Origin of the sequence: Pedobacter namyangjuensis (assembly GCF_003313325.1) — a bacterium.
Classification (GTDB): Bacteria; Bacteroidota; Bacteroidia; order Sphingobacteriales; family Sphingobacteriaceae; genus Pedobacter; species Pedobacter namyangjuensis.
In genome coordinates this window covers 952769-968518 of sequence record NZ_QMHQ01000001.1, presented here as the reverse complement: position 1 = coordinate 968518, position 15750 = coordinate 952769, and the positions used below count along the sequence as shown (strand labels likewise).

General features: G+C 37.2%; 13 protein-coding genes. 3 read left to right on the top strand and 10 right to left on the bottom strand.

Annotated features, from left to right (window positions below):
* Positions 1 to 99 precede the first annotated feature (99 nt).
* From DUT69_RS04305 to DUT69_RS04295, 3 genes are all read left to right on the top strand, one after another.
* Entirely contained in the window at positions 100 to 429 is a 330-nt protein-coding gene (locus DUT69_RS04305) for a YegP family protein (RefSeq protein WP_113651879.1), read from the top strand.
* A 66-nt stretch (positions 430 to 495) separates the two neighbouring features.
* Positions 496 to 993, top strand: coding sequence for a thermonuclease family protein (locus DUT69_RS04300; RefSeq protein WP_240186659.1), 498 nt, complete (start codon positions 496 to 498; stop codon positions 991 to 993).
* Between the two features lie 41 nt (positions 994 to 1034).
* Complete coding sequence (locus DUT69_RS04295) at positions 1035 to 2363, top strand: cryptochrome/photolyase family protein (protein WP_113651878.1); 1329 nt, start codon at positions 1035 to 1037, stop codon at positions 2361 to 2363.
* Positions 2364 to 2401: 38 nt separating this feature from the next.
* On the opposite strand, the gene DUT69_RS04290 is transcribed toward DUT69_RS04295, so the two are convergent.
* From DUT69_RS04290 to DUT69_RS04245, 10 genes are all read right to left on the bottom strand, one after another.
* The gene (locus DUT69_RS04290) at positions 2402 to 3259 is read right to left on the bottom strand and encodes an FKBP-type peptidyl-prolyl cis-trans isomerase (protein WP_162796170.1); all 858 of its coding nucleotides are present in this window, start codon (positions 3257 to 3259) and stop codon (positions 2402 to 2404) included.
* Between the two features lie 7 nt (positions 3260 to 3266).
* Positions 3267 to 3734: an FKBP-type peptidyl-prolyl cis-trans isomerase gene (locus tag DUT69_RS04285; RefSeq protein ID WP_113651876.1), complete on the bottom strand. Its 468-nt coding sequence runs from the start codon at positions 3732 to 3734 to the stop codon at positions 3267 to 3269.
* Between the two features lie 167 nt (positions 3735 to 3901).
* Positions 3902 to 5683 (bottom strand): acyl-CoA dehydrogenase family protein, encoded by a 1782-nt coding sequence (locus DUT69_RS04280; RefSeq protein WP_113651875.1) that lies wholly within the window; start codon positions 5681 to 5683, stop codon positions 3902 to 3904.
* A 60-nt stretch (positions 5684 to 5743) separates the two neighbouring features.
* Positions 5744 to 6094 (bottom strand): four helix bundle protein, encoded by a 351-nt coding sequence (locus DUT69_RS04275; protein ID WP_113651874.1) that lies wholly within the window; start codon positions 6092 to 6094, stop codon positions 5744 to 5746.
* 52 nt (positions 6095 to 6146) lie between these two features.
* Positions 6147 to 7325 carry an acetyl-CoA C-acyltransferase gene (locus tag DUT69_RS04270; protein WP_113651873.1) on the bottom strand — a complete coding sequence of 393 codons (1179 nt, stop codon included), beginning with the start codon at positions 7323 to 7325 and terminating at the stop codon, positions 6147 to 6149.
* A gap of 164 nt (positions 7326 to 7489) precedes the next feature.
* Positions 7490 to 9901, bottom strand: coding sequence for a 3-hydroxyacyl-CoA dehydrogenase/enoyl-CoA hydratase family protein (locus DUT69_RS04265; protein ID WP_113651872.1), 2412 nt, complete (start codon positions 9899 to 9901; stop codon positions 7490 to 7492).
* A 57-nt stretch (positions 9902 to 9958) separates the two neighbouring features.
* Positions 9959 to 10417 (bottom strand): MarR family winged helix-turn-helix transcriptional regulator, encoded by a 459-nt coding sequence (locus DUT69_RS04260; RefSeq protein ID WP_113651871.1) that lies wholly within the window; start codon positions 10415 to 10417, stop codon positions 9959 to 9961.
* Positions 10418 to 10947: 530 nt separating this feature from the next.
* Positions 10948 to 12273, bottom strand: coding sequence for an OmpA family protein (locus DUT69_RS04255; RefSeq protein WP_113651870.1), 1326 nt, complete (start codon positions 12271 to 12273; stop codon positions 10948 to 10950).
* A gap of 175 nt (positions 12274 to 12448) precedes the next feature.
* Positions 12449 to 14161, bottom strand: a complete 1713-nt coding sequence (locus DUT69_RS04250; protein WP_113651869.1) for a DUF885 family protein — start codon at positions 14159 to 14161, stop codon at positions 12449 to 12451.
* A 31-nt stretch (positions 14162 to 14192) separates the two neighbouring features.
* Positions 14193 to 15665, bottom strand: a complete 1473-nt coding sequence (locus DUT69_RS04245; RefSeq protein WP_113651868.1) for a TlpA family protein disulfide reductase — start codon at positions 15663 to 15665, stop codon at positions 14193 to 14195.
* Between the last annotated feature and the right edge of the window lie 85 nt (positions 15666 to 15750).

The window sequence follows — 15750 nt, the reverse complement described above, 5'->3', positions numbered from 1 at the left end:
TAACAATAACGCTCTGTTAAGATCAAGATAAACCAGTTCGCTCTGCGGACTGGTACTTGATTTTTAAACGCGTAAGAAGTGAATCTACTTACCAAAAAAATGACTGGAAAATTTATTATCAGCCTATCCGACCGAGAGAAATATCAATATAAACTTAAAGCCAAAAACGGGCAAACAATTTTGTTAGGCAAAGGCTATGGAACTATAGAGTCTTGCCAAAAAGATATTAGTTTAGTTAAATTGAACGTACAAGTGGAAGGCTTTTTAGAAAGAAAGATTGCAAACAAACTTTTTTATTTCGATATAAAAAACGGCAATGGCAAAACTATAGGTACGAGTGGTATATATTCTTCAATTTTTGCAAGAGAAGGTGGCATACAGTCTGTTAAAAAATATGCTTCAGAGGCATTAATTTTCATAGATTATTAACATTGCTTATTCTGTAGTATTTGATTATTAAATTAGCCGAAGATTTCAACTTTCTAAAACTCCATTTTGAGAAACTATCGTATCCTTTTCCTTTTTTTAATTGTCTCTTGCCACAGTTACGCACAAAATAAGCTTAACCTAAAAAATCAAACTTTTGTAGCCAAAGTTACCGGTGTTAGCGATGGTGATACAATGGAAGTTTTGTATAAAAACACAAGAGTAAAAATCCGTCTTGCGCATATAGATTGTCCAGAAAAAAGAAGCGCTCAGCCTTTTAATAACGAAGCCAAAATTACACTATCCAACCTTTGTTTTGGGCAAATGGTTACTGTAGAAGGTGAAAAATATGATCGTTATCAGCGATTGATTGCGGTGATTATAAATAAGAAAAAGCAAAACGTTAACAAAGAAATGATTAAAGCTGGCATGGCTTGGCATTTTAAAAAATACTCTAAAAATACCGAGTACGCAGATTTAGAATTAACTGCAAGAAAAAACAGCATCGGACTTTGGAAAGACCCCAATGCAGTTGAACCTTGGCTGTGGCGCAAACCTAAACGTTGATTTTTTGTTTTAAAAGCTCATCAAATTGATAAGTTTGCAACATGAAAAAATCAAGTGAAAATCAACCGTCTAAAACGCCTAAAATCAACTTATTTTGGTTTCGTAGAGATTTACGATTGGAAGATAATGCGGGGCTATATAATGCTTTAAAAAGCGACAATACGGTCTTACCGATTTTCATCTTTGATAAAAACATATTAGATAAACTACCCAAAACCGATGCTAGGGTTACGTTCATCTACCAAACCATCGTTAACTTAAAAAATCAACTAAATAAATTAGGGTCAGATTTACTCGTAGAATATGGTGTGCCTGAAGAAATTTGGAAAAAACTAGTAGAAAAATTTGATATTGAAACCGTTTATACAAACCACGACTACGAACCGTATGCAAAAAAAAGGGATAGTGAGATTGCAAAGGTTCTGAAAAATAATGGCATCGATTTTAAAACGTTTAAAGATCAAGTAATTTTTGAGAAAGATGAAGTTGTAAAATCAGACGGAAAACCTTACACAGTTTTTACGCCCTACTTTAAAATTTGGCAACAGAAACTAAACGACTTTTACATAAAGGAATATCCAACAAAAAAGTACTTTAAAAAATTTGCCGAAACTTCCCCATCGTCTACGCCGTTTTTAAAAGACATGGGTTTTGAAGAATCAAAGCAACTGTTCCCTTCTGCAAACTTCGAGGAAAAACTTGCGAGCTACGAAAAGCGCAGAGATTACCCGGCCGATGATGCTACTAGCCGTATTGGTTTGCACTTGAGGTTTGGTACAGTAAGCATAAGAAATGCCCTTGCCACAGCAATTGAGAAAAAAGCTAATAAGTGGATTTCTGAGTTGGCTTGGCGAGATTTTTACATGATGATTTTATGGCATTTTCCTCAAACACAGAATAAAGCATTTAAACCGGCCTACGACAACATAGAATGGCGAAATAACGAAAAAGAGTTTAAGGCTTGGTGTAATGGCGAAACAGGCTATCCTTTAGTAGATGCCGGAATGAAGCAACTTAATGAAAGTGGGTTTATGCACAATAGGGTACGAATGGTTGTTGCCAGTTTTTTATGCAAACATTTGCTTATAGATTGGCGCTGGGGAGAAACCTACTTTGCAGAGAAACTTTTAGATTACGAGATGGCCAGCAACGTTGGCGGTTGGCAATGGGCTTGCGGATCTGGAAATGATGCAGCCCCCTATTTCAGAGTTTTTAATCCGGAGTTGCAACTTAAAAAATTCGACCCTAAAATGGAATATGTTTTTAAATGGGCACCGGAGTATAAGTTGGCGATTTTACCCGTTCCCATTGTAGAACACACTTTTGCTAGAGATAGGGTCTTAAAGGCATTTAAAAAAGCATTAGCGTAAAAAAGCCCCGATTTAAAATCGAGGCTTTTATTATATTTCTAGTTGGCTACATCAACCAGCTCGATATCAAAATCTAAACTTGAACTTGCCGGAATGCTCGTCTGAGCAGCAAGGCCATACCCTAGGTCTGATGGAATAAAAAGTCGAACTTTTGCGCCTTTTTGCATCCCTAATAGTCCTGCTTCCCAACCTTTAATTAAACTAGATATTGGAGAAACTAGCGTTGCTTCACCCACGCTTTGATCGAAAACGGTTCCGTTTAACAATCTTCCCGTGTATTTAACAGTAATTGTTGAACCAATATCTACCGCCTCTCCAGATCCAACTTGACTAACTATTCTATATACTCTAGAAGGAAGTTTGGTAGCTGTTAAACTTTTTGAGGTTAAAAAATCAGTTATATATTTATCGTCTAATTCCCACTGTCTAGTTTGTGCAAAAGTAGAAAGCTCTGCCATGATTACCTCGTTAGAAGGAACCATACCGGTGCCATTTTTACCATAGGCTAAATAAGAAGGTAAAATAACACGAACTTTGCTACCTCTAGCTACGTTCTCCAAAGCAGTTCTGTAAGAAGCTGGAGAGATGTAACCCAAGTAAGTACCCTCGTTAGAATACCCGGCAGTAGTATAATAAGAAACCCCGCTTAGAGATTTTATTGCCAAATTATAAAAAACAGAATCTTTGTTTAACATCGGTGCGCCAGAACCCGGTGTTAAAACCTGATAGTAAAAACCAGCAGGATCTTTGGTCATGGTTAAATTATTAGCTTTAATGTAAGCTTGAATTTTCGCCTCGTCTATACTCTCTATAGACTCATATTCTTTTTTACAAGAATTAAAAAGAACTAACATGCCTAATAAGGCAACGCCATAAAGGCTTATTTTTTTGCGCATTATAATGTTATTGTACATTAACTAAATCAATGGTAAAATCTAAAACAGCATTTGCTGGAATAGCGCCTCCTGGCGAAGTATTTCCGTAAGCTAAAGCCGAAGGAACGATTAATCTGATACGGCCACCAGCTTTGATTAGTGGTACACCAATTGTCCAGCCTTGAATTACTCTGCTTAAAGGAAAACTTACGGTTTGCGTAGATTTATCAAACTGGTTTCCATTTAATAATTTCCCTTCGTAATTAACACCAACTGTAGATGCTGCTGTTGCACTAGCTCCAGTGCCTGGCGTAATAATTTGATAATACAATCCTGAACTATGTTTTGTCGCCGGAATATTATTTTGAGTTATAAAATCAACAATAAGTTTGTCATCAATAGCCGCTTGCTTTTCTGCATCGAAATCTTCTTTACTACACGAACTTAACACGCCAACAAACGCGAAAAGAACCAATAAAATTCTAGTTTTTAACATAATTGCACAAAAATAAGCTTTTATTGCCGATGGCGCAATTTTTAACCAAATTTAACATTCCGAAAGACTGGGGGGGCGAGAGGTTTAGGGTATAAGCCTACTGTAAAACGTAAAAAGGCAGAAAACGTGGATTTGCACCCAAGCCTTCTACCTTTAAACCTTCTACCTTAAAATATATATTTGTTGGCTGCTATAATTTGTTGCGCAACATTTTGTCTAGCTTGTTTAACATTAAAAGGTTCCATTTTGGTAAATCTGCGTAAACCTACCAGCATCATTCTTAATTCATCGCCTTCGCCAAAAGCCCATAAAGCTTCTTTTCCTGCTTTTGCTACACCATCTACTGCTTCAACGAAATAAATTCTCATCATATCAAGCTGACCTTTGCAAGCCTCCTCGCCACGTAATGAAACCAATTTTTCTGTTCTAAGCATTGCTGATTCGGCTATATAAACATAACTTGCCATATCGGCGATGTTCATCAAAATTTCTTGTTCTTTAGAAAGACTCATCATCAGCTTCTGCACCGCAGCGCCAGCAACCATTAACGTAGCTTTCTTTAAATTCTGGATGATTTTTTTCTCTGCAGCAAATAAAGTATCATCTGCTTCGCCAAAATCTGGAATAGACATTAACTCTCCGGCAACCGCTGTAGCCGGTCCCATTAAGTCTAGCTCACCTTTCATCGCACGTTTTAGCATCATATCAACTGTTAAAAGTCGATTGATTTCATTCGTACCTTCAAAAATTCTATTAATACGAGCATCTCGGTAAGACCTATCCATTGGCGCATCGGCAGAAAAACCCATACCGCCGTAAATCTGCACACCTTCATCCGTCACATAATCTAAAACTTCAGAGCCCCAAACTTTTAAAATTGCACACTCTACTGCAAATTGCTCGGTCGATTTCAGTTTTGCTTTACCTGCATCCATTCCTCCAGCAACCAAAGCATCGTAGGCGTCATCTATGTTCTGTCCAGCTCTATAATTTGCCGCTTCTACTGCATAAATTTTAGTTGCCATTTCAGCAATTTTATGCCTTATTGCACCATACTTGGAAATCTGTCTATCGAACTGAATACGCTCATTAGCATAGTTAACTGCATGGTTTAAAACTTCTCTGCTACCACCAATTGCAGCGGCAGATAATTTTATTCGTCCAATATTTAAAATGTTTACCGCTATCTTAAATCCATTCTCTCGTTCAGAAAGCATATTTTCAACTGGCACGGGACAGTCGTTAAAAAACACCTGACGGGTTGACGAACCTTTGATTCCCATTTTATGTTCTTCCGGGTTCATCGTAATACCGCCGAAGTCTTTCTCAATAATAAAGGCGGTTAAATTCTTATCATCATCAATTTTTGCAAAAACGATGAAAATATCTGCAAAACCACCGTTGGTAATCCACATCTTTTGGCCATTTATGATGTAGTGTTTTCCATCCTCGCTAAGCTTAGCTTTCGTTTTACCAGAGTTTGCATCAGAGCCAGAATTTGGTTCCGTTAAACAGTATGAGGCTTTCCACTCGCCTGTACCTAATTTCGGTATGTATTTGGCTTTTTGCTCTTCGTTGCCATAGTATAGGATAGGCAATGTTCCAATACCTGTGTGTGCGGAAAGTGCCACTGCAAACGAATGACCTGCGCCGCAAACATCTGCCACAAGCATGGATGTATTAAAGTTTTTTCCAAAACCTCCGTATTCTTCGGGAATTGATACGCCCAAAATTCCTAACGCACCTGCTTTATCCATCAAAGCTGGCATCAATCCCTCCTCTTGGCTATCAATCCTATCTAGTATCGGATTAATTTCTGCCGTTAAAAAATCGCGACACGTTTGCGCAATCATTTGTTGCTCTTCATCAAATTCTTCAGGAATAAACACATCCTGATAAGTAGTTTCTGTAATTAAGAATTCGCCACCTTTAATTGTTTTTCTTTCCATTTTTTTAAATGATTAAGGAGTAAGGAACAAGGAATAAAGACCAAGTGCCTAATAAATATTTTATATTAATGTCTTTTTAAACGTCGAAATTTTCTTTTGTAATTGTATAACACTCAACATTAGCTTTTCACTACCTACCGGATCTAAGAAACCCAATTCAACAGCGAGTTGCAATTGAGTTTCTAATTCAAATAGAGAACCTAATGCAATTGAAAGAAAATGAGTAAACTCTTTGTTAGAAGATCTTGAAGAACCTTCGGCAATATTTGAAGGCACAGATATAGAACATCTTGATATCTGAGAAATTAGACCGAATTTTTCTGAAGTGGGAAATTTATTGAGAACCAAATAAACTGATTTTGCAATACTCATCGCTTCCTGCCAAACTTGCAATTGTCTGAAGTTATGCATCGTATTTTAGTCGATTAATCATTGTTCTTTATTCTTTGCTCCTTCATCCAAATTAAAAAACCTCAAACACACCAGCTGCACCTTGCCCTGTACCAACGCACATGGTTACCATACCATATTTTTTTTGCTGTCTTTTTAACTCGTTAAATATTTGAACCGATAGCTTTGCACCAGTACAACCCAGCGGGTGACCTAATGCGATTGCACCTCCGTTAACATTAATTTTGCTTTGGTCTAAACCTAAAGTTCTGATGATTGCCAAAGATTGTGAAGCAAAGGCCTCATTCAACTCGATCAAATCAATATCATCTTGTTTTAAACCGGCTTGGCTCAATGCTTTCGGAATTGCTTCAATTGGGCCAATACCCATGATACGAGGTGGTACGCCAGCTACACCATAACTTACCAAACGAGCGATTGGTTCTGCTCCTAATTCTTTCATTTTCTTTTCAGAAACCACCAAAACAAATGCAGCACCGTCTGATGTTTGAGAAGAATTACCTGCTGTAATTACACCATTGGAAGCAAAAACAGGCTTCAGCTTTGCTAAGCGATCTATCGTTGTATCTGCTCTAGGCCCTTCATCCGTATCAACCAGGTAAGATTTAGTCTGTTTTTTCATGTTGGCATCTAAAAATGTTTCGTTTACGGTAATTGGTAAAACCCCCGCTTTTAAATGTCCATTTTTAATTGCTTCAACCGCCTTCATGTGAGAGTTGAACGAAAATTCGTCCTGATCCTCTCTACTTACATTATATTCTTTAGCAACCGCTTCTGCAGTTAAACCCATTCCCCAATACCAGTCTGGGTTAGTTTTTGCAACATCCGGATTGGGAACTAATTTCCAACCTCCAAATGGCATTCCAGACATTACTTCAACCCCACCAGCCACAATACAATCGGCCATGCCAGCTTTAATTTTTGCAACAGCCGTAGCAATGGTATCTAAGCCAGATGCGCAATAACGGTTAATGGTAACACCGGGAACTTTATCAGTATCCAATCCCATTAAACTAATCATACGGGCAATATTCAAGCCCTGCTCCGCTTCTGGCGTAGCATTTCCTACTATCACATCGTCTATTTGCTCTTTATCTAAATTAGGTACTGATGCAACTAAATCTCTAATTACATTAGCTGCCAATTCATCAGCCCTTGTAAAACGAAATACACCTCTAGGTGCTTTCCCTACCGCTGTTCTAAGTCCTGCTATTATGTATGCTTCTTGCATTGTATTTTTGATTAAGGATTAAGGAACAAGGATTAAAGATCATGTTTCCTAATCAATTTATGTTTTCATGAACAAAGATTAAGGAGCAAGGAATAAAAATCATGCTTCCTAAATCAATTTATATTTTAAACGTTAAGTCATTATTCTTTAGTCGGTTATCCTAATTAATTCCTCAACGGTTTACCTTTTGTTACTATACTTTGTATCCGTTCCAAAGTTTTTCTTTCGCCGCAAAGCGATAAGAAGGCTTCTCTCTCCAAGTCGAGCAAGTACTGTTCGGTAACTTCGGTTGGAGATGATAGATCTCCACCACACATTACCCAACCTAATTTCTCAGATATTTTCTTATCATGCTCAGAAATGTAATTACCTGAGTACATGGTATTTGCACCAGCATAAACAATCCCCAAACCTTGTTTACCCAGCACCTTGATATCTTTTCGTTGTACAGGCTTAGTATAGCCCGCATCAGCTAATTCAATTGCTTTTGCTTTTGCGTCGGCAATTAATCTGCTTCTATTCATACTAATTGCATATTTATCTTTTTGCAAATACCCCAATTCAACAGCCTCAACTGCCGAGGTAGATACCTTTGCCATACCGATGGTTAAGAATCGATTTTTTAAAGCATTTTGTACAATTTGATCTTCTGCATATTCGTCTGATGCTCGCAGTGCAAATTCCTTTGTACCGCCACCACCAGGGATTACGCCCACACCAAACTCCACCAATCCCATGTAGGTTTCGGCATTTAGCTGAACAAAATCTGCGTGTAAACTAAACTCGCAACCACCACCTAAGGTTAAATTATGCGGCGCAACAATTACAGGAATTGAAGAATAACGAATACGCATAGAAGTATTTTGGAACATCCTAATCGCCATATTCAACTCTTCCCACTCTTGCTCAACCGCCATCATAAAAATCATTCCAACGTTAGCGCCAGCAGAGAAATTGGCTCCATCATTTCCGATAACAACGCCTCTATAATCTTTTTCAGCCATATCAATAGCTTTATTAATGGCTGCTAACGTGTCGCCACCAATGGTATTCATCTTAGAATGGAATTCTACATTTAAAATTCCGTCGCCTAAATCAATAATCGAGGCTCCAGCATTCTTCCAAATTACATTGTTAGCTCTTAGATTATCTAAGATTATAAACTCATTTGCACCCGGAACTGCTTTATAGGTTTTAGATGGAATATCATAATATTTTTTAATCCCATCTTCAATTTTATAGAATGAGGTATGGCCAGCTTCCAACATCTCGTTTACCCAGTTTGCTGATTTATGACCGTACTGTTTCATTCCCTCAAGAGAATCTTTTACGCCTACCGCATCCCAAACTTCGAACGGACCGAGCTCCCAACCAAAACCAGCACGCATTGCATCGTCAATGCGATATAGTTCATCAGAAATTTCTGGAATACGATCTGAAACATATTCGAACAAGCCAAAAAAGGAAGCTCTAAAAAGCTCTGCTGCTTTATCTTTACCAGTAGCAAAAACCTTCATTCTATCGGCAACTTTATCAATGGTTTTAGTCATTTCCAGAGTGGCAGATTTTACTTTCTCTTGCGGGCGATATTCTAAAGTTTTTAAATCAAGTGCCAAGATTTCCGTTTTGCCATCGGCAGATTTTGTCTTCTTATAGAAACCCTGTTTAGTTTTATCTCCGAGCCAATTATTTTCTTCCATTTTTTGCACGTAAGCAGGAAGCTTAAATAAATCGTGTGCTTTATCTTCAGGGCAATTATCGTACAAACCTTTAGATACCTTAATCATAGTGTCTAAACCTACTACATCGGTAGTACGGAAAGTAGCAGACTTTGGTCGCCCTAAAGCCGGACCAGTAAATTTATCCACTTCCTCCACCGTTAGATCCATTTTTTCTACCAAATGCAATAGTGCCATAATAGAATAAACGCCAACGCGGTTAGCAATAAACGCAGGGGTGTCTTTACATAAAACAGTGGTTTTACCTAAAAATTTATCGCCGTAATGCATTAGGAAATCCACCAACTCTGGTTTTGTATGAGGTGTGGGTATAATTTCTAATAACCTCAAGTAACGAGGCGGGTTGAAAAAGTGTGTTCCGCAGAAGTTTGCTTTAAAATCGTCACTTCTACCTTCGGCCATCATATGTATAGGAATGCCAGAGGTATTTGAAGTTACTAGTGTACCTGGTTTACGGAATTGCTCAACCTGCTCGAAAACTTTTTGTTTAATGCCAAGGTTTTCAACTACCACCTCAATAATCCAGTCGTAGCTAGCAATTTTTGGCATATCATCTTCGAAATTGCCTGTGCTAATTTTATTTAGCACCGATTTGCTGTAGATTGGAGATGGATTAGTTTTTACCGCAGTTTGCAATGCCGTATTTACAATTCTATTTTTAACAGAAGGATGCGTAAGCGCCAAACCTTTTGCCTGCTCTTCGGCAGTTAATTCTTTTGGTGCAATATCTAAAAGCAACACTTCTACGCCAATGTTGGCAAAGTGGCAGGCAATACGGGAACCCATAATGCCAGAACCTAAAACTACTACTTTATTTATTCTTTTTCGTAACTCCATTTTTTTAACGGTTAAAAAGCTATTATGATTTTTTTTGCGAATTTCTTAGCTGGCAAATCACAATGGTTTTTGTTCATCATATCCTTTTTTAGGTGAGTATGCCAACGTTAATTGGTTAACTTTCTCTAAGGTTAAAATTAATTGTTCTTTCTCTTTGGCGCTTAACTTTTCGTTTAAGTATTCGTTAAATTTGATTACTACGCTACTAGCCAATTTTCGCTTTTCGATTCCGAAAGGGGTTAAAAAAACTTTAACCGATCGCTTATCACCGGCAGCAGTTTCTCTATAAATTAACCCCAGCTCTTCCATATTGTTTAGCATACGCGATAAACTAGTAGCCTTAACACCTAGCAAGCCTGCCAATGCAGAAACCGCAGTACCCTCGGCTTCTATATTAATTAACACATAACCAATAGCTTGGGTTATGCCAAAACCACCTGCAATTTGGTTATAGGTGTTTGATACGTTTTGCCAAACCACCTTTAAAAAATAATCTACTGTCTCTTTCTGCTTCATTAATTATTATGCTTGCATAACAAATTTAAACTATAAAAGTTTAGGATGCAAATAGAATTTTAAAATATTTTAAGCTTAAAATAACTTTGACAAAGTTCTAACTAGGAGCATAAACCTTTCTCAAACTTTTGTTAATTGAAGCGCAATTTTTAAGCGTTAAATGAAGTTTGCTCCTGCTTTTCGCTTCAATCTTTTATCCTAAATCCCCTAAAGTGGATTTGATAAAAGGATTTCGCTTCAATCAGGGCTGGGAAAAAAATTGTTCTGCTACTATAAGGGGTTGCAATTTGCAGAAGAACTGCTGGCTTTGTTATATAAACCTTATTGAAATGGAAAGCCCGCAGGTGAGGTACGAAACCGAGGACTTGTAATGAAAAGAAGGGCTGAGTTTGCCGATGGGCCGTAACATTATTTTTCAACACACAACGATAGCTATTAAAGCTTACTTGGTTACTAGTAGTCAAGATTTAATAAACAAAAAAGCGCCCCGACTTTGGGTCGGGACGCTTTTAGTAGGCTAGAGGAAGTTACTAGTATAAAGTAAATTCTACTCTTCTGTTTTGTTGACGACCAGCTGCAGTTTTGTTAGTAGCAATTGGTTGATCCATACCGTAACCTGTAGCTTCGATTCTGCTTGCGTTAGCACCTTGAGATACTAAATAAGCTTTTACAGACTCTGCTCTATCTTTAGATAAACGCATGTTTAATGCTGCAGAACCAGTGTTATCTGTGTGACCTGCTAATTTTAAGCTAAAGTTTTTCTCCATTAGTAATGCAGCAACTCTATTTAAAGTAGCGTAAGATTTAGAACGGATGGTTGCTTTACCTAAGTCGAACTCTAAGTTTTTAACCGCATCTGCAACAACTTTACGATCTACTTCGGTAACGATAACTTTCTCAGTTACTTGAGGTGCAGGTACTTTTAACGGACAACCAGAACCATCTACAACTGTGTTTGCTGGAGTGTTTGGACATTTATCCAATTTATCTGCAACACCATCGCCATCGCTATCTTTTAATAGGTCATTCATTTCTGAACGTAATTTAGCATTTTCTGCTTTTTGCGCATCTAAATCAGATTTTAATGCATTTGCTGTGTTTTTAGCAGCTAAAGCCTCATCATAAGTTGCAGCTACCGGATTGTGGAAAGCTAATTGTTTTCCTTTACCCAACACGAATTCTAAACCAGCGTGAGCATAGTTGTATTTATCATTTCCGCCTCTGTAGTAACCGTCTAAGTTATCTCCATCAACAAAGTTCATGGTCCAACCTAAATCAAAGTTTACAGCATCAGAAATTCTGAATTTAGCTCCAACACCAACTGGAATGATTAATTCGCTAATAGTTTTACCACCTGCATACTCAGATGTACCTGCAGCAGTAGTAATTGTTGGTTGGTAACCAGCTAAACCAGCACCAGCCGAAGCATAAAGTTGTAATGCATTTTCTTTTTTAAACATATCGATATTGAACATGTTTACAACTGCACTTAAAGTACCTGAATACTCTAATTGAGTTTCGAAAGCACGAACTGGACTATTATTAACCAATCCACTTTCATAAGGCTCTGCATTGTCGCCTTTTAGTTTACCTCTAACTCCGTCTAAACGTAAAGAGAAATAAGGAGTTAATTGTTTTTTAACGTATAAACCATAACCGAAGCCTGATTTGTTGTTACTAAAATCATTTTTTCCACCTAGTGGAGATAATGGTGTTAAAACACCAGCATTAACACCAATAGACCAAGTTCTAAATTGGCTAGTAGTAGAAGTAGTTGGCGTTTGAGCCGAAGCGTTTAAACCAACAAACAAACCTGCAAGAGCAACAGGAAGAGTTTTTAAGAGATTTATTTTCATAATAATTAATTTTTGGATACTTGTTTATATCCAGCCATTAAACAATAGCTGTACCAAATATTATTACAAATGATTTAGTTGTTGTGCCATCTACTTTAAACTATGATTTTAGCCATTTCGAAAAAAAAACATTGTGCTATTTGCTATACAACTAAGCGAAATAATTAGACAAATTTTAATTTAATGCTCCTGCAAACTTCCATTTTGTACTGAAATTTTCGGGCAAAATTTGATTGGTTAGCAAAGCTCTCACCATCTCAACCGGCATATTATTTTCTTTTAATATCCTATCGTGAAACTGAACATTGGTAAGCTTACCCGACTGTACCAACTCCTTATGCAAAGCTCTAAACTGCAAGCCTCCAAGCATATAGCCTATTTGATAAAGAGGCCCATAACCACCCGTAAACGAGCGACGCACTTCTGCTTCGGCATTTGCACGTTCAAAGCCAACCCTATCTACTAAGAAATCTATACATTGTTTAGGTGTCCATTTATTTAAATGGTAATTCATGGAAAAGATAATTCTGGCGCAACGATGCATGCGCCAAAAAAGCATCCCGATTTTATCTTCTGGGGTTTTTGCGAAATTTTTATCCCACAGCAACATTTCCCAATAGAGCGACCAACCTTCTGACCAAAACGGGGTACTAAATCCCCTACGATAAGTTTTGTATCTGCTTTGCATAAAATATTGCAAGTTGTGCCCTGGTATTAGTTCGTGGAAAACCACCGCTCTAGAAAAGTGCCTATTGTTCCCTCTTAAAGTCATCATCTTTGCGTCTTCGCTCATATCTTCAGTTGGGTATGCAATTAAAACAGATTCGCCACCTAAAAAGAAAGGGGCAAACTGCTGCTCTTGTGGCGAAAGCATACGCATCCTCCACCCTTCTTTAGCTAGTTGTGGTACTTCAATTAATTTGTTTGCCTCAACAAAATTTATGGCTTCGTTTGCTAATTCGTAAACCAATTCTGGCTGTTTACCCAATTCTGGATAAGCTGTTTTAACTTTTTCCAATGCTTTTTTCCAATCATTGCCGAACCCCATTTGCTGAGATGCCTTCAACATTTCGGCATCACACCAGGCAAACTCTTTCATTGCTATAGCTTCAATTTGCTCGGGTGTGTAAGCAATCATCTCATCGTTTAACAAATCTAAAAAAGATGCTCGTCCGATTGGATTCCCAATGATTCCACTTCCATCGTCTTTAGCTACTGATAGCTTTGCAGTTTTACCTAATGTTTTACTATAGTTTTTTAACGCTTCTAAAACCTCAGGATAAACTTTTTTTGTTTCCTTAGTAAACTGTGGATCATAACCATCGTAAAATTTATATGCCTCAGTAAAAACGGTTAAATGTTGGTTTACGGTTTGCTGGGCCCAATTTGCCTGAACGGGATTTACAGTAAGCGAGCCATTTTCTACCGCTTTATCGGTTTGATTTATAACCTCTATTAACTCTTGGAATTTTTGAGCAGTTTCCTTTCCATTTTGCTGTTTTCCTACTCTACGCTTCTGTTCAAAATCTATTAACGCGTTATCAAAAGGAACGCTAAACTTTGTATTGGCAAATTCAGTTTCACTTTGTTTTAGCGCTCTTATATCAGCATTAATGTCACGTTTTAGCAAAAGATAATCTACTCTTTCGTTTTTGGTTAATTTATCAAACGGTAACGATTTTAATTTCTTCAACCATTCTGCGTAAAAGGTTTCCAAGCGCTTAAAATATTCGTCGCTACGCTTTAATGCATATTTGCGATTAAACATATTTTCATCGGCCTGATATTGTGTAATAAGCGGGCCTAGCAGACTGGCCTCGTTACTTTGTGCATTTACATTTTGTAAAATAACAAAGCATAGAAAGAAAGAGAGTAGAAGTTTGCGCATATGGGTGATTTTTTGGTGAATTAATTTGTAACTAAAGGTGGGCACTTATCTGATCGTATAGTAGTTTTTTATCACTCGGCCTTAATGCCTTATCATTAACCAATTTCCCATCTTTTAAAATTAAGTAACGAGGAATTGAATATCCTTTTCCATCCCAAAGTTTATCCATTAAATTTTGCAACAAAGTTGGATTAACGCGAATATGATTACCGGAAAGTTTATAAAATTTGATCATGTCCTTCCACTGCTGATCTGCTTCATTCTTATCCATGGAGATATACAGCATTTCTGCGCCTTTAGCTTTTAGAAACTTGTCCAACTCTTCGCCGTACTCGAATTCGGCTTTGCACGGACCACACCAGGTAGCCCAAAGATCTACGAAAACTGTTTTGCCTTTAAACTGGCTCATCAGATCGTCTAAAGTATTAATTTGCTGATAATTTGGAACGAATTTCTGATCGTTTGCGAATTGCTTTTTTGATGTTTCATGATAGGCTACAATTTCTTCAGCAGCTGGGCGTAATAATGGGCTAAACTTGCTCTTAGGATATTGTGTTTCGAAATCGTTTAAAAGCTCAACCAAAATGGGCTGGTATTTTCTCTGAAAAATCTCGTTAAATAAAAAACTAGCCATTAGATACTCGCGGGTTTTTCCTGTAAAATTTTTCCCGAACCCCTCGTAAGAAATCTTTAATCTTGCATTCGGATCATTAAAATCTGGTTTTTCCCAAGTTCCATTAACCTGTTTAAGGTACATTCCTACATAGTAGTCTGAATAGTATTGTGCATGATAGTAATATTCTGTAGTCGTTAAATCAGCTAAATCATTAAACGGATGTTCATCATATATTTTCTTCCACAGATCTTTAAATTCCTGCTTAAAAACAACTTTGCTATTTGGTCTTTGCGAATCGAAAAAAAGCTGTATTGGCATAGCTGCAGCGGTGGCAATATAATCCATTTTTATATCTCGCTTTACCTCTTCGTAAAATGTTTTGCTTATTTTTTTCTGAGTCAAAAGATCGTCGAAAACCTGAAATTCTTTGTTTCTATCAGTTTCCAATAATTTCATGGCACCGGTAACTGTGCTGTCTGCAGTTAAATATTTACTAGCTCTGGTTTGATAAAATATGTTTGGTTTAGTGTTTAAAGCAACTTGCCCCACGGCATTTGTACCGTCAAATACAATTCTATCGGATGCTTTTTTCGCTACATTTAGTTTTATCGATACATCTCCCGGCTCAATTAAAAACCTAAATCTTTTACCGCTGTTACTGATGTACAAATTGGCTATTTTTTCTACAGTAAGGCTAATTAATAAATTGCTATCTGCGTCGAATATTTTTTCTTGCCTATTAGGATAAAACGTAGTCCCATCTAGCGGAAGCTGAACAAAAACTTTGTTTTCTGTTGCACCCGTAAATTTAATTTTTACGTTGGTTTTTTGGGCGAATAATGAACTTGTAGCTAGGACTAAAAAATAGGCTAGAATTATCTTTTTCATTTCGAAGGATTGATTAACAGCTAAATATGCCTAAAATAACCTTAAAATGAAAAATGGAATAGAAATGTGACAATACGCTTCTGTG